The organism is Kaistella jeonii (assembly GCF_000812865.1).
GTDB classification, from domain to species: Bacteria; Bacteroidota; Bacteroidia; order Flavobacteriales; family Weeksellaceae; genus Kaistella; species Kaistella jeonii.
Genome location: NZ_JSYL01000003.1, coordinates 33,192 through 53,310 on the forward strand (window position 1 = coordinate 33,192; position 20,119 = coordinate 53,310).

The following is a 20,119-nucleotide window of genomic DNA, read 5'->3' on the forward strand; positions in this document are numbered from 1 at the left end:
AAAAGAACATTCTTTTGGCTGTTATTTAAGGTATTAAACTAATTTTGGCGGTTGCCAGATGTTTTGAAAAGAAGAAGAGAAATAAAAATTTCTGTACTCAAAACTTAGTTTTTGTGAGTAAAAACGCTGAGTAAGAAAAGTTTTTGATTCTGGAGAAATAAAATTAATTACAAAATGAACTGAGCAGGAATGACATTGCGTACAGTCATCACCACAGTTATTTTTTTCAGACTTACTTTTTGAATTTTCTGAATGACAAGTTTTTGTTTTATCAGTTTTGCAGCAATCGTCTTTCGTTGATTTCTGGTCGCAACATTCCACTTTACTTTGAGCAAAAATCATCTGTTTGGGAAGAATAAAAATACTCAATCCCAAAACAATAAAAAATATTTTCAAAGTTCTTGACATGCTTTTGCAAAATTAATAAATATAAATTGAATAACAGCACTGTGTTAAATCTTCTTAAATTTAGTTAAAAAATATCGATTCAATTGCTTGATAGCTAATTAATTGTATTTTTGCAAAGTCAAAATCATTTAACATAATATAGAATGAAGAAAGTCCTTTTAACATTAATTTCTGTTTTTTTAGTTTCAACTTCCTTTTACAGCCTTGATTCAAAAACTATTAATACAGAAACTCATCTAAAAGTTGAACCCGCAAAATCAATCTCAAATACAGAAAAAAAATCCTCCGCAGAAATTGCAACGGAAATTTATACTTCTCTCGGTTTCGAAAATATCAATATATTAAATCAAGAAGTCTTTCTAAAAGCCTTTCGTGGTTTTGAAAATCTAAAAAAAGCGGGGAAATTAAATGAAGATTCTCATTTATTGACCATTTGTGATTTCTCAATTTCATCAACTGCGAAAAGACTTTGGGTGATTGACCTCGATCAAAAGAAAATCCTTTTTAATTCTCTGGTTGCGCACGGAAAAAATACAGGTGAAGAATTTGCGCAAAAATTTTCAAATACTGAAAGTTCTTATCAAACAAGTCTTGGTTTTTATATTACAGAAAGCACTTATAACGGAAATAATGGGTATTCATTGAAATTATCGGGAATGGATTCCGGATATAACGATGCCGCTTTACAACGCGCAATTGTAATGCACGGTGCAGATTATGTAAGTGACGACTTTATCAAAACACAACATAGAATTGGTCGAAGTTGGGGTTGTCCTGCAGTTCCCAGAGCTTTAGCAGAACCAATTATCAATACTATTAAAGGAAAGAATTGTCTTTTTATTTACTATCCAGACGATCAATACCTGTCGAGCTCGAAATGGTTGAAGGCAGACGAAAATATTTAATATAAAAATCCCGGTTAACAATTGCTAACCGGGATTTTTTATGATTTATTTCAGTTCTATCGGATTGTTATTTTTCTTTGCTTCGTCTTTCAAGCGGTCTTCTATTTGTTTTCTTTGATTGGGATCTGTAGTTCTTGTCGGTCCAAATCCTCTGCCGGAGGTCATTGAAGCCTGCATAAAAGAAACCGGATCTTTTTTAAATAAAGCATTTTGCTTCTCAAAATCTTTTCTTTTAACTTTTACCAAATTACCGGATTGGGTGAAAGTCTGCATTTCCGGTATTTTTTTAGTTTCTTTCAAATCAAAGGAATAGTCGTTTTTGGAATCTTCTACTTTTATAATCAATCCCGGAAGTCCCGAAAATTTGTAAGGTCCGTCCTGAAAAGGAATTTCTGTCGTAAACCACGCGTACCAAGTTCTACCTGCAAAATATGTTTCTGCTTTCTGGGTTTTATATTCTCCGATTTTTGCGGTTTCAGGAAGAATTTTCCACTCCATTGGTCGGTCTTCTTCGTAAGAATACTGGTCTCTTGCAATCCTTGTGTTATAGGTTTTTACTCCTGTTTTGCCATCTTTTTCAATAGTGAAATCGATATAAGAACGTAAATTTTGCATTTGACTTCTATCAAAATTAAAACTTCCGGTTTGGCGAGCTCTTCCAAAAATTGAATCCCTTTTAACCCGCTTTTCACCGTAGAAGATTGATTTTTCTGGGTTAATATCCAGGTAAGCAATTTCAGTTTTCACATCGTTTCGGTTCGTTGAATCCAGTTTCATTGAAACTTGATATATGAAACGCGTCGCTTGTGAAAATAATATTTGAGAAAAGATCCCTAAGAATAAAATTCCTATTTTTTTCATAAAAGTTGATTTGAGATTTTGATTATTAATTGAGAAAAAAGTTAAAATCTTCGTCTATAAAGCAGATAGATAAATATACGGCTACAAATTTGATTTTCATTATATTATTAGTAATTTTGCAATCTAAATTCATTCTAAATAAAAACAATGATAAAAGTAAGCGATCATGCAAAAGAAAAAGCCATTCAGTTAATGACTGAAGACGGCTTCAAACCTTTTGAAGATTATATAAGAGTCGGCGTTAAAAGCGGCGGTTGTTCCGGTTTGGAATATATTCTGAAATTTGATAATGAAAAAACAGAGTCAGATCAGGTTTTTGAAGATAATGGTATAAAGATCATTATTGATAAAAAATCAATACTTTATTTAGCTGGGACAATATTAGAATTTTCCGGAGGATTGAATGGGAAAGGTTTTGTGTTCAATAATCCGAATGCAAACAGAACTTGCGGTTGCGGGGAAAGTTTCTCATTATAATCGAAGGTTTAATGCTCAAAATTTAAATTTATGGCAACTGTTACAAAATATACTGAAGACGATTTAAGAGTAGATCTAGAAAATCAAAAATACGAATACGGTTTTACGACAGATATCGAGTATGAGGATTTTCCCATCGGTTTGTCTGAAGAAATTGTGCGAATGATTTCTGCAAAAAAAGAAGAACCGGAATGGATGACGGAGTGGCGTTTGGAATCGTACAGAATCTGGTTGAAAATGGAAGAACCAAATTGGGCGAATGTTTCTTATGAAAAGCCAGATTTCCAAGCAATTCAATATTATTCAGCACCAAAAGTAAAGCCGGAATTAGCAAGTTTAGATGAAGTTGATCCTGAATTATTGAAAACATTTGCGAAACTGGGTATTAACATTGAAGAGCAAAAAAGACTTTCAGGAGTTGCAATGGATATTGTGATTGATTCGGTTTCTGTAAAAACGACCTTCCAAAAAACATTAAAAGAAAAAGGAATTATTTTCTGTGCGATCTCTGAAGCAATCAGAGATTATCCGGAATTGGTTCGTAAATATATCGGTAAAGTCGTTCCTAGAGGAGATAACTATTACGCAGCTTTAAACTCAGCAGTATTTTCCGACGGTAGTTTCTGCTATATTCCAAAAAGCATTAAATGTCCAATGGAACTTTCAACTTACTTTAGAATTAACCAATCAGGAAGCGGACAGTTTGAAAGAACTTTACTCATCGCGGATGAAGGAAGTTACGTTTCCTACCTCGAAGGTTGTACTGCACCTGCAAGAGATGAAAATCAATTGCACGCCGCTGTAGTAGAATTATTTGCGATGGATGATGCTGAAATTAAATATTCAACCGTACAAAACTGGTATCCTGGAGATTCAGAAGGGAAGGGTGGCGTTTTCAATTTCGTAACGAAACGCGGAATTTGTGAGAAAAACGCAAAAATATCCTGGACGCAAGTTGAAACGGGTTCTGCTGTAACATGGAAATATCCATCTTGTATATTGAAAGGTGATAACTCAGTTGGGGAATTTTATTCCATCGCGGTTACCAATCATCATCAATATGCTGATACAGGAACCAAGATGATCCACATCGGGAAGAATACCAAATCAACGATCATTTCTAAAGGAATCTCTGCCGGAAAATCAAACAATTCGTATAGAGGATTAGTGAAAATGATGCCTTCCGCAAAAGGAGCGCGTAACTTTTCACAATGTGATTCCTTATTAATGGGTAATGAATGTGGTGCGCATACTTTCCCTTATATCGAAGTTAAAAACACGAGCGCACAACTCGAGCACGAAGCGACCACTTCAAAAATCGGTGAGGATCAGATCTTCTATTGTAACCAACGGGGAATCAGTACAGAAAAAGCGATTGCATTAATTGTAAACGGTTTTGGAAAAGAAGTATTGAATAAATTACCCATGGAATTTGCAATTGAAGCACAGAAATTATTAGAAATATCTTTGGAAGGAAGTGTAGGATAAATTTAGTTAGTTCAATTCGAACATCAATTTTCATAACGCACTTTATTTAAAGAATTTATATATCATAACAGAAAAAAAACACGAAGTAATTAACTTAAACATTATTATCTAATTACCTCATTCACATTATGTTAAAAATTAACAACTTACACGCAAGAATCCAGGACGGAGCAGAAATCTTAAAGGGTATCAATCTACAAATAAATCCGGGTGAAGTTCACGCCATCATGGGACCAAACGGAGCAGGAAAATCAACCCTCGCTTCAGTCGTTGCCGGAAAAGAAGAATACGAAGTAACCGAAGGTGAAATCCTTTTTGAAGGAAATAATATCATCGAAGATGCTCCGGAAGAAAGAGCTCACAAAGGAATTTTCATGTCTTTTCAATATCCCGTAGAAATTCCAGGAGTTACTGTAACCAATTTCATCAAAGCAGCCATTAACGAAAACCGAAAAGCAAAAGGTTTGGAAAATATGTCGGCAAAAGAAATGTTGGCTTTAGTAAAAGAGAATTCAGAAAAACTTAGTATTAAAAGAGATTTCTTAAACCGTTCACTCAACCAAGGATTTTCTGGTGGGGAGAAAAAACGAAATGAGATCTTTCAAATGATGATGTTGAATCCCAAGTTGGCCATCCTTGATGAAACCGATTCAGGACTTGATATCGATGCTTTAAGAATCGTTGCAGATGGCGTAAATTCTTTTAGAAATGAAGGAAACGCAGTTTTGTTAATCACTCATTATCAAAGACTTTTAGATTATATCGAGCCAGATTTCGTACATGTTTTAGCCGACGGGAAAATCATCAAAACCGGTGATAAATCGCTTGCTTTAGAATTGGAAGATAAAGGATACGATTGGCTTTTGAATTAATTTGGAATTTGTAAACCTCAAATTTCCTTTTAAAATGTCGAATTTCAAATCAATACAATGGCTCTATTAGAAAATATACAAAATAATCACGCGGCTTTTTTAGATACGCTTCAACATCGTTTTCTTGATGAAAATCGAAATGCTGCCTTGAAAAAGTTCTTTCATTTTGGCTTTCCAACTAAAAAAGACGAGGAATATAAATACACGAACTTAAGAGAAATCACCGAGAAGAATTATAATTTCTTCCCGAAAGAAGCGCATACAATTTCCAAAGAACAAATTGCTGAATTGCACTTAGGCGAAGAAAACTTCGACTGGATTGTTTTTATTAATGGCCAATTGCACAAAGAATTATCAAAAATTTCTATTGAAAATGTAGAACTACTTTCGTTTAATTATGCTTTAAATGATCCAAAACATAAAGATATTTTTGACAATTATTTTAATTCGATTGCTGATCAAAATTTAGCATTTACGAATTTAAATACCGCATATTGCAAAATGGGATTTTTCTTAAAAGTTCCAAAGAATGTCGTGATTCAAAAACCAATTCACGTCTTCTATATCTCTCAAAATCAAGACGAAAACACGTTTTACAATACCCGTAATTTATTGATTGCAGAATCAGGTTCTAAAATTGAAGTGATTGAAAGTCATCATAATTTTGATGATACTTTTGTCTTCACAAATTCTGTAACAGAGATTTTCACCTATCAAAATGCAAAAGCAGATTGGCATAAATTACAGAATGACAGCAACACTTCTTACATGATGGACCACACTTTTGCGAAACAGGAACGCGATAGTTTAACCACTGTAAACACTTTTACTTTCGGTGGGAAATTGGTCAGAAATAATTTAGATTTTATTCACAACGGAGAAAATATCAACTCTTTTATGAACGGAATAACAATTATCGACGATGATCAATTGGTCGATCATCACACTGCAGTTCACCATAAGACGCCGCATTGCGAGAGTTACCAGAATTACAAAGGAATCTACAAAGGCAAATCTCACGGGGTTTTCAACGGTAAAGTTTTCGTAGATAAAATAGCTCAGAAAACCAATGCTTATCAACAAAACAACAATATTTTGCTGGATGAAGGTGCGACGATTGACAGCAAACCACAACTTGAAATCTTTGCAGATGATGTGAAATGTTCTCATGGTTGTACAGTTGGTCAACTCAATGAAGACGCACTTTTTTACCTTCGTGCACGTGGAATTTCCAAGAATGAAGCACAAGCAATGTTATTGTTTGCCTTCGCAAATGACGCTATGCAAAATATCGATATCGAACCACTTAGAGTTAAAATCTCAAAACTTTTGGCAGAAAAGTTAGAGGTAGATATGTCGTTTGAAGATATTTTTTAGGGCGACTTTTCCATCCTCCACTCCCGCTTTTTTTATTATTGTCTTCGACTTCGCTCAGCCAACAATAAAAAAGAGCTCCGTTCAGGCTGGGTCGCAATATTTAGATAAAATAAAGTTTGTTTATTAAAACAAAACCATCAATAGAAACGGGCTTTAGCCCGTTTTTTTTATTTGAAACAACGATTGGCTTTAGCCAAAACTTATTTAAGCCTTTGCTAAGTGAAACGCCTTTGTGCCCGTAATTTGTGAAGAGTTTGTTTGAGATTACTTTGAGTTTTTGCGTGAAAAGAAGGATTTCAACTATAACAGCACTAAAAACTCATATCTTTAAAATATGAATTTAGAACACATCAAAGATCATATTAATGCTTATAAAGAACACGACCAAATATTTGATGCTGCAAACTTTCTCATCGATTCTTTTGGACTTGAAAGTGAAAACTTCGCTGGATTCGGTTTTCGTCCAGAATTAGAACCCAACAAAATGTTACTCACAACAGAAGGAGAACTTGGTGAAAAACAGATGGTCATGATTCCAAAAAATCTTTTTGATTTTGATCTGAATTTAGTCGTAAACATGGTTGCTCACGAAATGTTACATGTTCGACAGAAAGCGCCAGAGCCATTGATAGAAGATAAGAACGAACGAGAATTTCAGGCGTATTGCGAAATGCTTTTCCATAAAGAATTCCCGCTTGTTCCCGATGTTTCTGATTTTCATAAAAAATTCTTCGCAGAAAAAGCTTTGGAATACTATAAGAGAATGGGTGAACATTCAAAACTTCAATATAAATATGGAGAGCAGAAATTGGAATTAGAGAATTTTATCGCCGCCATTTAAATGATATAATTTCTCTTTTCTTTGAAAAAGCTTTACAAAAAATATAATTTGATCTTGTAAACTGTTTGTAAAGCATTTTTAAGTCGCTGTATTTCAAAATGTTATATTTTACTAAGCTTTTACATGTGTTTTTCAAACAGAAGTTTTTAATCTGGGATAATTTTACCTCATCGAAAATTAACCAATTAAAATCAGCAAAATGAAAAATCTTATTTTATCAATCGTAACCGTTTTAAGCTTAGTTGCATGTAAAAAACAAGAAGGGGTTTCCACTACTGGAGAATCGAGTTCCTCTATTACAAAGGGAGATTCCTTATCCATGAATAATTCCGCGGGGTTTGACAGTACTCAGAATTCCACGAGAAAAAATAGCGATTCTCTAAATTCTCTAGCAAAGGATACTTCAGTCGCAAAAATTCAAAAATTAAATAACGAGAAAAAACTGCTTACAGAAAAGGTCGCAAAAGAAATGGATTCTTCTACAAGATCTGCCATTATTTCTGAAATAAAGATTACGCAAAAGAAAATTGATTCCGTACGAAATAATGTGGTGTTAAATAGGAAAAAACAGATAACCGCACCAAAAATTGTTCGGGAAAGGAAAATCATTTACCTGGAAAAGTCAACTCGAAAAGAGGTGGTTATTACCCCAAAAATAACTAAAAAAGGTGCTTTGGAAATAGAAGTCGAAGATATGGAAACTGCGCAGTTTGCTACTAAAGAGCAAGTATTTAAATATAATGGAATTGTAAAAAGCGAACAAATTTCAAGCGATAAGGATCAGCAATTCGATTTTCTAAAAATAAGTGTACCCCTCGACAAATCGGAATATCTGATTAAAGATCTAGAAAATAATGTAGGAAAAATAATCTCTAGAAATATTCAAATTAATGGGGAAGAATACTCTAAAAATTCAGTTTGCCATTTGGAGATCACACTCGTTAAAAATTCTAAAGATGCTATCATTTCCGCTATTCCAAAAACATTCGGAGGAAGAACTCTAGGCGCCGTCGGAACTGGATGGAATGTTATTCAGGAAATATTTCTCTTTATTTTACCCTTTTGGCCAGTTTTATTAATCGGGGGCGGAATTTATTTTTACTTTAAAAAAAAGAAAACAGCAGAAGCTAATCAATAATTGATAACGAAAAAGGAAACCTGAATGGGTTTCCTTTTATTTTTTAGTTGATGAGCATTTTTTCTAAAATTTCACACGCAGATTTAGGTAAATTCGTTCCAGGTCCAAAAATAAAATCAGCACCATTTTGATAAAGAAATTCATAATCCTGCTTTGGAATTACTCCACCGACAACAATAGTAATATCTTCTGCGCCGAGTTTTTTTAATTCTGCTACAACTTCCGGAACGAGATATTTGTGTCCAGCTGCTAAAGAAGAAACGCCTAAAATGTGTATGTCATTTTCTACGGCTTGTTTCGCAACTTCTTCCGGCGTCTGGAATAACGGCGCAACATCGACATCAAATCCCATATCGGCAAAAGCGGTTGCAACTACTTTTGCGCCACGATCATGACCATCTTGTCCCATTTTCACGACCATAATTCTTGGTCTTCTTCCTTCATGCTCTTCAAACTTTTCAGTTAAAGCAAGTGCTTTCGGAAAATATTCATTCTTGCTTGCATTCATGGCATAAACTCCTTGTATGGTTCTGATATTCGCTTTATACCGTCCGAAACTTTCTTCCATTGCATCGCTCATTTCACCGAGTGTAACTCTTCTTCGAGCTGCTTCGATACAAATTTCTAGAAGATTCCCTTCTCCTGTTTTTGCAGATTCTTTTAATTTTTCTAAAATCTCTTCAACCTCTTTTGGATTTCTATCTGTTTTTATTTGATGTAATCTTTCGATTTGTTTTCGTCGAACTTCAGAATTATCGATATCTAAAATATCCAATTCCATTTGTTTCTGAGTGGATTGGAAGGAATTAACGCCAATAATAAATTCTTCGCCACTGTCGATTTTTGCTTGCTTTTTTGCCGCAGCTTCTTCGATTCTCATTTTTGGAATTCCGGCTTCGATTGCTTTGGTCATTCCACCTTCTTTTTCCACTTCATCAATGAATTTCATGGCCTCATCAATCATTTGTTGAGTCAGACTTTCCACCAAATGACTTCCTCCCATCGGATCTACAACATCGCAAATTCCACTTTCTTGCTGTAAAATAATTTGGGTATTTCTTGCAATTTTCGCGGAATAATCTGTTGGTAAAGCAATCGCTTCATCCAAAGCATTCGTGTGTAAAGATTGCGTTCCACCTAAAGCTGAAGATAATGCTTCAATCGTGGTTCTGGTGATATTATTAAAAGGTTCCTGTTCCGTTAAACTCCAGCCTGAAGTTTGAGAGTGTGTTCTTAAAGCTAAAGATTTTGGATTTTGTGGATCAAATGGTGTTAAGAGATTTGCCCAAATATATCTTGCGGCTCTTAGTTTTGCAATTTCCATAAAATGGTTCATTCCGATTGCCCAGAAAAATGATAGGCGTGGTGCGAAATCATCGATCTTCATCCCCGCTTTCATTCCTGTTCTTACATATTCTAAACCATCTGCTAAAGTATAGGCCATTTCTAAAACTGGTGTCGCTCCAGCTTCCTGCATATGATAACCGGAAATTGAAATCGAATTAAATTTCGGAATATTTTTGGAAGCATATTCGAAAATATCGGCAATAATTTTCATGGAAGGAGTCGGCGGATAAATGTAGGTATTCCGAACCATGAATTCTTTTAGAATATCATTTTGAATTGTGCCTGAAAGCTTATCCTGTGAAACGCCTTGCTCTTCTGCAGCTACGATATAAAAAGCTAAGACTGGTAAAACCGCTCCGTTCATGGTCATAGAAACTGAGATTTCATCCAAGGGAATCTCATTAAATAGAATCTTCATGTCTTCCACGGAATCAATTGCAACGCCGGCTTTTCCAACGTCTCCTTCAACTCGTGGATGATCGGAATCGTAACCGCGGTGTGTTGCCAAATCAAAGGCAACAGACAAACCTTTTTGTCCGGCTGCTAAATTTCTTCTGTAAAATGCATTGGATTCTTCTGCAGTAGAAAATCCCGCGTATTGACGAATTGTCCAGGGTTTTTGAACATACATTGTAGAATACGGTCCACGCAAGTACGGCGCAATTCCTGCAGCATAGTGTTTTTCTGTTAGAACTTTTGAATCATTTTCAGTGTAGGAAGATTTCATTTCCAAACCATCTTTTTCGAAAAAGTAGGGAAGTGTTGGTTCCGATTTAAGGGAAAAATCAGGATTTTGGTTGAGGATTTTTTGGCGCATTATACTTTAGTTGTAGAAAGTAAAGTTACGTTTTTTCGGCAATTTTTTTGTAGATAGAAAAAGGGTCTTTGAAAATCGCAATCGATTACCTGCTTACTTTTTTTCGTAAAAGTTTTCTTTTAAGATTTTTTCACCATTAACAAAGCTCTGTTCTGTGATTTTGAATTTTTTAGTGCTCAATTTTATTACTGTTTCACTTTTGCTCATGTCATCTTCAAGGTAGGTGAGATTTCCGCTAGCAAAGCTAAGACCGTTGGTTTTTACAACATGAGATTCATAGTTTTTGCCTGTTGCGAAGTATTTTAGAAGATTGTATTTAACGTTGTTTTTGAAGATTTCCCAATAAGACTTTCCCGAGCATTGCATATCCAAGTTAGTTATACCATCTTTATTTTACAATGTCTTCTTTGCATTAAACCAATTGCCCTGCAATTGTTGTATGTTCTCAAATGAAATGGTTTGCTGCATTGGTTTTTTAATTTTTTGGGAATTACATTGCGCACATAATTGAAAGGCGAGAATTAAGAGCAAATTTTTTATCATTATTTTTATTTATAGTATTAAAGAATTTATCAGTACAACACTGGAAATAAAAAAAGGGTAATCTAAAAATAGATTACCCAATTTAAATAATTAAATGATCACTTGTGTTTATTTAATAATCAATTTTTCTGTAGTTACACTAGACCCTGTATTAACTTTTACAATATAATTTCCTTTTGAAAGTTTAGAATTTACATTTAAAATGCTATTGTTGGCTGTTCCTGTTGTTTGATAAACAACTCTTCCTGACATATCCAAGATTGCAATTTTTACCAGTTCTTTGGAAGCATTGGCAAATTTTATACTGAATACGCCATCTCTTGCAGGATTGGAAAAAATTGAAATACTTTTCAGTGACTTATTAATGTTTTCCGTCTCCAATGCTTCATTTAAAATTGTAACCATATAGTCTTCTATCTGACCATTTTGAATATCAGATTGACAAGATGTGTAAGAAATATCTCCAGCAACTACCCGCATTCTTAACGGAGTGTCCAATATTACATTCGTGGACGGAATGATAAAAGTTTCTACTGATTGCACACCTGGTAATAATTCAAGATTAGAAATTACTTTTTCATTGTTTTCATTAAAAGCACCATCGTTATTATAGTCGATGTAAACATTGAATACATTTGGATTGGAAGCGCAAGCTAATGTGATTGTTTGTGGATTTTGATTTACTACCAAATTTGTTGCATATTTTGTGTTGCTGCAAATTAATGCCGCATAGTCATAATAAGTTTTATTAAAATTAGATTCAAGACTTCCATTTGAGACATTTTTGATAGTTCCAATTTTTACCAGGGTTGGTCCGTAATTGTAATTCCCTAGTTGCGTATTGATCTCATTGGGGAAACATATTGCGGGAATTAAAGCAGGGTAACTTCCAGAAGGTGAAGTTGCACCAAGAGAAGTAGTGAGACCACCTCGATATTGTAAGAACAGCGCTAATCCTCTATTTTTTTGTCCTTGCGTAAACAATCTGTTAGAATCTGTGTAGTTCATCACATTATATTGAACATTGTTATAACCTGCAGCATCACAAGGATTTGGTTCGCCATTCCCAGGTAAAGTAGTAACTCTCGCAAAACTTTTGCTTGCAGGTGTATCGCAAACACGATCATTATCCGTTTCACAACCACCTGAAGAAACCGTTGGACAACTTGTATTAGAGCCTGTTTTAAATGTATGTTCTAATCCTAGAGAGTGACCAAATTCATGAGCAAAAGTTGTTGGATGCGTTGTTTCAATTACTACAGAAGCTTTCATAAAAGTATCATAAGTAGCATCTTGATTTGTAGGGAAACTTGCAAAACCTTGCAAACCATTTACTTCTGTAATAGGATAAGAGTCAAAAGTATTTACGATATAAACATTGTAATAGGATTGAGCATCCCATCTTGATAAAGATCTTACTTGATTTGCTGAAACTCCATCTTCATTGGCGCGATTTAATCCATGCGCAGAATATTGAGGATAAGTTGCAGTCACATTGATTTGATTGATTCCTGTAGTTAAACCACAGAGAGGTGATCTTTTTGCTAAAACTAATTTAAAAGGAATCACCACGTTTCCTTGTGCAACAGTGTACCATTCGCCACCATAAGTTGTGTTGTAGAATTTATTGACATCATCAATCCATTTGATTACTTCTGCATCAGTTCTTAAAGGTGCAGTACCATCATTCATTAAATGAACAACGATGGGAATTTCATAGATGGTTTCCGATTTTCCTGATTCAGTTCCATGACCATTCTCTCTTAGGAATTTTTGGATATTGAGTCCTAAAAGTTTCGCCTCGGCTTGCAATCTTGCTTCTTTAATTTCTGGGATTATTTCTTCTAAATGCGCCTGATTTTGCTCAAATCCACAAAAATCTTGAGCATTTGTAAATAAGAATGTAAGGAAGAAGTAAAGAACGAAGTATAATTTATTCATTTATTTTAATTTTAAATTGGGTGTAAACATAAAGATTTATTAGGTATGATACAATCGGCTCTAAATTTCAGAGATAAAAAAAACGGAAATTTTCATCTCCTTTTTATAATTTTATCACTTGTTTTTTCTTGTTAAATGAGATTTAAAACTGATACAAAATAATTAATTGGGTTTAGCAATACAATAGGGACTAACCCCTAATTTAAGTTTTTTATTAGGTAGTAAATATCTCCTTTCTGCGTATTAATATGGAAAACGGTCTCTTAACAAAACAAATGGAATCATTTGATTAGCAGAAAAAATTTAGCAAAAAAATTAGAGCTTTTTAAAATAATTTAATAATTATCTTCTTCACCTTTCATTTTCTCTGCATTTTCTGCCATAATTACGGCATCGATCATTTCCTGTAAATCACCGTTCATATAAGCATCAAGATTGTACATAGATTTATTTACACGGTGATCGGTAACTCTTCCTTGCGGATAATTGTAAGTTTTGATTTTCGCAGAACGGTCACCGGTTGAAACCATCGATTTTCTTTGTGCTGCGATATCTCCAACTGATTTTTGAACTTCTATATCGTATAATTTTGTTCGAAGCATTTCCATTGCTAATTCCCGGTTGGCCAACTGAGAACGAGCCTGTTGACAAACAACTACCATTCCGGAAGGTTTGTGCGTTAACTGCACTTTTGTTTCTACTTTATTTACGTTTTGTCCACCCGCACCTCCGGATCGGGAAGTTTGCATTTCGATGTCGGCTGGATTTAATTCAAAATCGATTTCTTCGGCTTCCGGAAGAACTGCGATCGTAATTGCAGAAGTGTGAACTCTACCTTGAGATTCAGTTTCAGGAACACGTTGTACACGATGAACTCCGGATTCAAACTTCATGATTCCATAAACGCCGTCGCCTTCTATTTTTAAAATGAGTTCTTTATAACCTTTTGAAGCTTCGTTTGCATCGGTGATCTCGTGTTTCCAGCCTTTTGTTTTGAAGTACATTGCATAAGCTCTGTAAACATCTTCCACAAAGATTGCAGCTTCATCGCCACCTGTTCCGGCGCGAAGTTCAACAATCACATTTTTATCATCGGTAGGATCTTTTGGGATCAATAAAACTTTCAGCTGTTCTTCAAATGCCGGGATTTTATCCATGGCTTCGTATTTTTCAGCTTTTGCCATCTCTACAAATTCTTTATCAGAACCGTCTGCAATAATTTCGTCGGATTCTTCGATCGTCGTTAAAGCCTGTTTGTATTGATCAAAAACATCAACAATTTTTTTTAAATCGCTGTATTCTTTGTTGAGTACTGAATATTTTTTCTGATCAGAAATGATATCGGGCTGAATAATTAAGTCTGCTACTTCGTTGTAGCGTTGTTTTATGGCTTCGAGTTTGGGTATAAGGGACTTTGACATTTCTGATTTTTTGTAGTGTGCAAAGATAGTGAAAAGTTGGAAGATTGAAGTTGGGAGCGGAAAGTTGGATATTAAATAAAATATCGATTTCTTAATTTTATTTTTTTAAGCTTTTAAAACTTTCCGGAGAAGAAATGAACTTTATTTTAGCCCGGATCGAAACGGCATCCTTTTACGGAACGAAGTGGAGGAAAAGATAGAGTGGAGAGCCGGTACGATTTTTTAAAGAGGCGAAAATTGTGTTGCTCCTCGAAAAAAAATCAGTTCCTAAAAATTTAGAAACTGATTATATATATGATTTTGCTTTGCGATTGCTTTTCCCGGAATTAAAGTGAGAAAGCAATGACATCAACTAGTGATGACCGTGATTATCATGGCTGTGAAGAAATGGACCAGAACCTTTTGGATCGCTGAAAAGAAGTTCAACGCCTTCTTGTTCGGTCATTATTTTTCTTCTTACCTCTTCTGGATCGAAAGGTTTAGTTTTGCCGAAATATTCCATTAGTCCTGAAGTTAACCAAATTGGAATGATATACATAAAAAACATAAAAATACACCAAAATCCTATTAAGAACATGATTACGAAGAAAACAGTCCAAAGAAATTGGTAGAAAGGCCAGAATGATGATAACAATACCATTGTAATAGATTTTAGGCAAAAATAGGATAAATTTTAATGGGTACAAAGTATTTGCGGAGGATTTTTGCAATTTAAATTCATTATAAACTTTTCTAACTTTGAAACGATCAGAAAATCAGAACATTTAATCATAAGTTAGTTTGAAATTGCGGATCATTGAACCTGAATTCCTCAGATATTTTATGAGTTGGTTTTGCCGCTTTGGTCTATTTTTTACTTGAAATTATTTAAAGATAGGGATATAATTGTACTGTTGAAAGGAATTGTTTAATTTTATAGCTTAGAAATTTAATTTTTTTGAAAGAAGATCGAAACTTAATTAATAGCCCCGATTGACGCGACATCCTTTTGCGAAATGGAATGGAGCAAAAGATAAAGTGGAAAGCGGGACTGAACTTGGAGCTCAGCGCAAATCTGGTTGCTCCTAAATAAAATAGAACAATGAATTACAGAACAGAAAAAGACACGATGGGCGATGTGCAGGTTCCTGCAGACAAATTTTGGGGCGCACAAACCGAACGTTCCCGTAATAATTTTAAAATTGGTCCGGAAGCTTCAATGCCGCACGAAATTATTGAGGCATTTGCTTATTTGAAAAAAGCTGCCGCTTTTACCAATGCGGAATTGGGTGTACTTTCCACTGAAAAACGTGATATGATTGCGCAAGTTTGTGATGAAATTTTAGAAGGAAAGCTGAATGATCAATTTCCTTTGGTAATTTGGCAAACCGGTTCTGGAACCCAATCGAACATGAATATGAATGAGGTGATCTCTAATAAAGCACACGTAAATAATGGTGGAATTTTAGGGGAGAAATCTGAAATTCATCCGAACGATGATGTTAATAAATCCCAAAGTTCAAACGATACTTTCCCAACTGCGATGCATATTGCAGCCTACAAAAAAGTAGTTGAAAATACTTTGCCTTCGGTAGAAAAATTAAGAAATACGCTTCACGAAAAAGCAGAAAGTTTTAAATCTGTCGTAAAAATCGGAAGAACGCATTTAATGGATGCAACTCCTTTAACTTTGGGTCAGGAATTTTCTGGTTATGTGGCGCAATTAGATTACGCGATGAAAGCAATTACCAATACCTTCGAGCATTTGCAGGAAATTGCATTGGGTGGAACTGCGGTCGGAACTGGTTTAAATACACCAAAAGGTTACGATGTTTTGGTCGCAAAATATATTTCAGAATTCACAGGACTTCCATTTGAAACTGCGCCGAATAAGTTTGAAGCTTTGGCTGCACACGACGCGATTGTTGAAAGTCATGGTGCGTTGAAACAATTAGCGGTTTCTCTTTATAAAATTGCTCAGGATATTCGTTTTCTTGCTTCCGGACCTCGTTCTGGAATTGGAGAAATTCATATTCCTGAAAATGAACCGGGTTCTTCAATTATGCCTGGTAAAGTTAATCCGACACAGAATGAAGCATTAACAATGGTTTGTGCGCAAGTTTTAGGAAATGACGTTGCAATTTCTTTTTCCGGAACGCAAGGGAATTTTGAACTCAATGTTTTTAAACCGGTGATGGCTTATAATTTCTTACAATCTGCGCAATTGTTAGGCGATGCTTGTGTTTCCTTTAATGATCATTGTGCTGTAGGAATTGAACCAAATGAACCGAGAATTAAAGAATTGGTTGATAAATCATTAATGTTGGTAACTGCTTTGAATACACACATTGGCTACGAAAATGCAGCAAAAATTGCAAAAACCGCTCATAAAAATGGAACGACTTTAAAAGAAGAAGCCGTGAATCTGGGACTTCTGACTGCGGAACAATTTGATGAGTGGGTGAAGCCGGAGGAAATGGTTTAGGACAGACAAAAAGATGAGAGACTGATTGATGATAGACTTTTAAATGCAAAAACTCTGGAGAATTTCCAGAGTTTTTCGTTGATATGAAGTGTTGTGAAAAATTTATAATCCAAGAGCTAAACCAATTACCAATGCTTTGTCGTTTTTATAATTACCTTTTTCAAAAAAATTACTGAAATCTTTTTTAACAAATAAACTCAAACCATTATAGGAAAAAGTGAGTTGACCACCATAAATAAAAGGATTTACCTGATAATTTTCTCTGTTTCTAAAACTTTCACCATCTCCACGAACAATATTATTAGTAGACATTTTTATGCCTCCATAAATATTTGCGGCCACCCGAAATCCGCGGGAGTAATTTCTGTACTGGATATCCATTCCAACATTTTTCATTTTAGAAAAATTATACTGAAACCCAATTGGAACTATTATGTATCCTGTTCTCAATTTGTTTTTGTCAATATTTCCTACATAATCTGAAACATAAACATTTGAATTTGAATCTTTTGTAAAATATTTATTATTATCCAAACGAACTGTTCTCCAGGAAAATCCAATTCCGGAAATAAATCCCCACGGACTTGTTCGGCTGAATTGGTAATTGTATTTCAAACCGAATTCCAGATTGCTGTTGTACCCGATATTTTTATCCAGATTATTATCCGGTAAATCATTGGTCAACATCATAATTCCATAAGAAAAATAGCCAGTCAATTCGTTTGTTGCCCGAAATTTTTTCAGGAGTTTCGTTTTCAATTCCTCATCAGAAGTAACATCAGAATTCAACAATGAATATCTTACCTGCTTTTGAATCACCGCATCTAAATCAAATCCTAAAGCCTCAATTCTTTGATCAATTTTTGCAGAATAACGATCGGCAATCATAGCTTTTTGTTTATCGAATTCGTTTTTATCTAAATTTCTGGTGGACAGATCTTGAAGTTCGGTTTCCATCATTTTTTTTTCTTCCTGAATAAGCAGATTTATTTTCGCAGCATATTCTTCAACTTTCTCTTTAACAATCGGACTAACCTCTGTATTTTCTTTAGAGTTAAGATTGATGGTCAGTCTTTTTTGTGCGAAGATGAAGGAAGTGAAAAGACATAGAACCCCCGTCATGATAATTTTATTGATCATATTTTTAATTTTTAAAGTTTAGAAGAATGGATCATTTAGAATTCAGGTCAATGGTAGCAACGTTTCTTCCATCTTTTGAATTTTCGATAACTTCTTTATGTTCGACTGAAAATAAAAGGGTAGAAGCATCAACATATTTTTTTCTTTTTTTAGGAACATGCGTTGAATCTATCTTCGCAAGAATATTCTGATTAGAGCTCTGATCTTTATAGATTTCAGAAGTAATTTGTTTTTGAGTTCCCTTTGCTGGAGTTTCTAATTTTGCTACAACAACTTCCAGTTTCGAAATTTCAATTTTTTGAGAAGGTTGAATTCTGGTATTTTTCGTAGCAACCAACTCCGTTTTTTGAGTTAAAATTGGAGAAATTTCTTTTTCAACATTCTTGTCTAATTTAATATTCTGCGGTTGAATTTCGGTTTTTACAATTTGAGGTTCAATAACTTCTTTTTTATTAAAGATTAAAACTACACTTAAAGTTGCCAGTAGAATGAAACAAGCAGCCACTAAAAACCAACTTACTTTTGACTTTGAAGTAGCCTGACGTGAAGTTTGATTTTCAATTTCAGTCCACAAATCTCTGGTTGGACTAACTTCGCGTTCATCGATTTGTTTCTTAATCTGCTGTTCAATATTATATTTCGGAGTATTCATTTTTCAAGTTTTTTTGTTGCTGAAAGTAAATTTTTCTTAATTTCTCTTTTGCCCGAAACAATTGTGTTTTACTTACTGCTAAAGAGATGTCCAATGTTTCAGAAATTTCCTGATGCGAGCAACCTTCGATTACATAAAGGTTAAAAACCATTCGGTAAGCATCCGGAAGTTGGTCTAAAAGTTCCTGCGCATTAAAATCAAAGTCAGTGATTTCGTCATGAAACTCTTCCAGAACTGCAGGATTAATGTCATCAATATAAAAAACCGTTTTGTGACTTTTAATAAAATTTAGACATTCATTCACCACGATTCTTCTGGCCCAACCTTCAAGATTTCCTTCACTGCGAAAAGTTTCGATACTTTTAAAAATCTTACAAAACGCTTTGATGACGCAATCTTCAGCCTGATAAATATCGCTGACATAACTTTTGCTCACACTTAAGAATCGCTTCACATTTTGTTCATAAAAGATTTTCTGTGCAGCCGGTTCCTGTTTTTTCAGGCGGCTCAACAGATCCTCTTTTTTATTATTGAACAAAATCTTCATACTTATTCTATTTCTACTTTAAAGACAACAAAATTTAGAAAAGGTTACAGATAAAAATATTTTTCTAATATTTAAACTGTAAGTAATTGATAATGAATAAAAAAAAATCCACTTTCTGCTTAAAGAAAATGGATAGTGAATGTGAATTAGATTGAAACATCAACAGAAGTTGCGAAAAAATCTTCTAATTCCTGTAAAGTTTCTGGAGTCGTGATGATATCTTTCACCAATTCGCCTTTGTCGAGCAAAACGATTCTGTTGCTAACTTCTGTCGTGTGCGCTAAGTCGTGACTGGAAATTAGAAAAGTGACTTGTTCGTTTTTCGTCCAGTCTTTTATTAATTTCTTCAATTTAATTTGAGTTGAAGGATCAAGGTTGGCAAAAGGTTCATCTAAGACAATTATTTCTGGAGTTCCGATTAAAGCGCCTACAATTCCGACTTTTTTTTGGTTTCCCTTTGATAGATCACGAATGTATTTTTTGGCGTTCAAAATTTCACCATTAAAAAAATCATGAAATTGTTTTAAGAATTCATCAACACTGGCTTTGTTTTGTCCGCGAAGTTCACCCAGAAAGTAGAAATATTCTTCCGGAGTCAAATAACCGATCAAAAAAGTATCATCAATAAAAGCGGAAACTTTCTTTTTCCAGTTTTCATTTTCGTTGACTTTATTTCCGTCGATTTCTATAAATCCTGTTGTAGGTTCTATTAAATCTAATAAAAGACTGAAAAGCGTAGTTTTTCCAGCACCGTTATTACCAACCAGACCAAAACTTTCCCCTTTTGGAATGACCAGGTTTTCGATGTGTAGAACTTTTTTGTTTCCGTAAACTTTAGATATATTTTGAATTGAAATCATTTGTTAGGTTTTGAATGGTG

General features: G+C 34.4%; 18 protein-coding genes. 8 read left to right on the forward strand and 10 right to left on the reverse strand.

Annotated elements, in window-relative coordinates; all coding sequences use genetic code 11:
* Positions 1 to 167: 167 nt before the first annotated feature.
* Positions 168 to 335, reverse strand: a complete 168-nt coding sequence (locus OA86_RS15790; protein WP_169743946.1) for a hypothetical protein — start codon at positions 333 to 335, stop codon at positions 168 to 170.
* Positions 336 to 551: 216 nt separating this feature from the next.
* On the opposite strand from OA86_RS15790, the gene OA86_RS06575 reads away from it, so the two are divergent.
* Entirely contained in the window at positions 552 to 1,313 is a 762-nt protein-coding gene (locus OA86_RS06575; RefSeq protein WP_039350723.1) for a murein L,D-transpeptidase catalytic domain family protein, read from the forward strand.
* Between the two features lie 45 nt (positions 1,314 to 1,358).
* On the opposite strand, the gene OA86_RS06580 is transcribed toward OA86_RS06575, so the two are convergent.
* Positions 1,359 to 2,174, reverse strand: coding sequence for a GLPGLI family protein (locus OA86_RS06580; protein WP_039350726.1), 816 nt, complete (start codon positions 2,172 to 2,174; stop codon positions 1,359 to 1,361).
* A gap of 147 nt (positions 2,175 to 2,321) precedes the next feature.
* On the opposite strand from OA86_RS06580, the gene OA86_RS06585 reads away from it, so the two are divergent.
* The 6 genes from OA86_RS06585 (at position 2,322) to OA86_RS06610 (ending at position 8,367) form a co-directional block, all read left to right on the forward strand.
* The gene (locus tag OA86_RS06585; protein WP_039350729.1) at positions 2,322 to 2,651 is read left to right on the forward strand and encodes a HesB/IscA family protein; all 330 of its coding nucleotides are present in this window, start codon (positions 2,322 to 2,324) and stop codon (positions 2,649 to 2,651) included.
* 30 nt (positions 2,652 to 2,681) lie between these two features.
* The gene (gene sufB, locus OA86_RS06590; RefSeq protein ID WP_039350732.1) at positions 2,682 to 4,139 is read left to right on the forward strand and encodes a Fe-S cluster assembly protein SufB; all 1,458 of its coding nucleotides are present in this window, start codon (positions 2,682 to 2,684) and stop codon (positions 4,137 to 4,139) included.
* A gap of 128 nt (positions 4,140 to 4,267) precedes the next feature.
* Positions 4,268 to 5,011 carry a Fe-S cluster assembly ATPase SufC gene (sufC, locus tag OA86_RS06595; RefSeq protein ID WP_039350734.1) on the forward strand — a complete coding sequence of 248 codons (744 nt, stop codon included), beginning with the start codon at positions 4,268 to 4,270 and terminating at the stop codon, positions 5,009 to 5,011.
* Positions 5,012 to 5,068: 57 nt separating this feature from the next.
* Entirely contained in the window at positions 5,069 to 6,388 is a 1,320-nt protein-coding gene (gene sufD, locus OA86_RS06600) for a Fe-S cluster assembly protein SufD (protein WP_039350737.1), read from the forward strand.
* A 334-nt stretch (positions 6,389 to 6,722) separates the two neighbouring features.
* A complete protein-coding gene (locus OA86_RS06605) occupies positions 6,723 to 7,229 on the forward strand; it encodes a hypothetical protein (RefSeq protein WP_039350739.1) in 507 nt (168 codons plus the stop codon).
* Between the two features lie 199 nt (positions 7,230 to 7,428).
* The gene (locus OA86_RS06610) at positions 7,429 to 8,367 is read left to right on the forward strand and encodes a DUF4349 domain-containing protein (protein WP_039350741.1); all 939 of its coding nucleotides are present in this window, start codon (positions 7,429 to 7,431) and stop codon (positions 8,365 to 8,367) included.
* Positions 8,368 to 8,410: 43 nt separating this feature from the next.
* Here OA86_RS06610 and scpA read toward each other — a convergent pair whose 3' ends face one another.
* From scpA to OA86_RS06635, 4 genes are all read right to left on the reverse strand, one after another.
* Complete coding sequence (scpA, locus tag OA86_RS06615) at positions 8,411 to 10,531, reverse strand: methylmalonyl-CoA mutase (protein ID WP_039350743.1); 2,121 nt, start codon at positions 10,529 to 10,531, stop codon at positions 8,411 to 8,413.
* 651 nt (positions 10,532 to 11,182) lie between these two features.
* Positions 11,183 to 13,015 carry a zinc-dependent metalloprotease gene (locus tag OA86_RS06625; RefSeq protein WP_039350748.1) on the reverse strand — a complete coding sequence of 611 codons (1,833 nt, stop codon included), beginning with the start codon at positions 13,013 to 13,015 and terminating at the stop codon, positions 11,183 to 11,185.
* A 335-nt stretch (positions 13,016 to 13,350) separates the two neighbouring features.
* Positions 13,351 to 14,436, reverse strand: coding sequence for a peptide chain release factor 1 (gene prfA, locus OA86_RS06630; RefSeq protein WP_039350750.1), 1,086 nt, complete (start codon positions 14,434 to 14,436; stop codon positions 13,351 to 13,353).
* Positions 14,437 to 14,788: 352 nt separating this feature from the next.
* Positions 14,789 to 15,076 carry a hypothetical protein gene (locus OA86_RS06635; RefSeq protein WP_039350753.1) on the reverse strand — a complete coding sequence of 96 codons (288 nt, stop codon included), beginning with the start codon at positions 15,074 to 15,076 and terminating at the stop codon, positions 14,789 to 14,791.
* Positions 15,077 to 15,517: 441 nt separating this feature from the next.
* Between OA86_RS06635 and fumC the strand changes: the two genes are divergently transcribed.
* Positions 15,518 to 16,900: a class II fumarate hydratase gene (fumC, locus tag OA86_RS06640; RefSeq protein ID WP_039350756.1), complete on the forward strand. Its 1,383-nt coding sequence runs from the start codon at positions 15,518 to 15,520 to the stop codon at positions 16,898 to 16,900.
* Positions 16,901 to 17,002: 102 nt separating this feature from the next.
* Here fumC and OA86_RS06645 read toward each other — a convergent pair whose 3' ends face one another.
* The 4 genes from OA86_RS06645 to OA86_RS06660 form a co-directional block, all read right to left on the reverse strand.
* On the reverse strand, positions 17,003 to 18,040 hold the full coding sequence (locus OA86_RS06645; RefSeq protein WP_039350759.1) for an outer membrane beta-barrel protein: 1,038 nt from the start codon (positions 18,038 to 18,040) through the stop codon (positions 17,003 to 17,005).
* A 31-nt stretch (positions 18,041 to 18,071) separates the two neighbouring features.
* Positions 18,072 to 18,692 (reverse strand): hypothetical protein, encoded by a 621-nt coding sequence (locus tag OA86_RS06650; protein ID WP_039350762.1) that lies wholly within the window; start codon positions 18,690 to 18,692, stop codon positions 18,072 to 18,074.
* Positions 18,673 to 19,239, reverse strand: a complete 567-nt coding sequence (locus tag OA86_RS06655; protein ID WP_039350765.1) for an RNA polymerase sigma factor — start codon at positions 19,237 to 19,239, stop codon at positions 18,673 to 18,675. Before OA86_RS06655 ends, OA86_RS06650 begins: the two co-directional genes overlap by 20 nt.
* Before the next feature lie 146 nt (positions 19,240 to 19,385).
* Positions 19,386 to 20,099 carry an ABC transporter ATP-binding protein gene (locus OA86_RS06660; protein WP_039350768.1) on the reverse strand — a complete coding sequence of 238 codons (714 nt, stop codon included), beginning with the start codon at positions 20,097 to 20,099 and terminating at the stop codon, positions 19,386 to 19,388.
* Between the last annotated feature and the right edge of the window lie 20 nt (positions 20,100 to 20,119).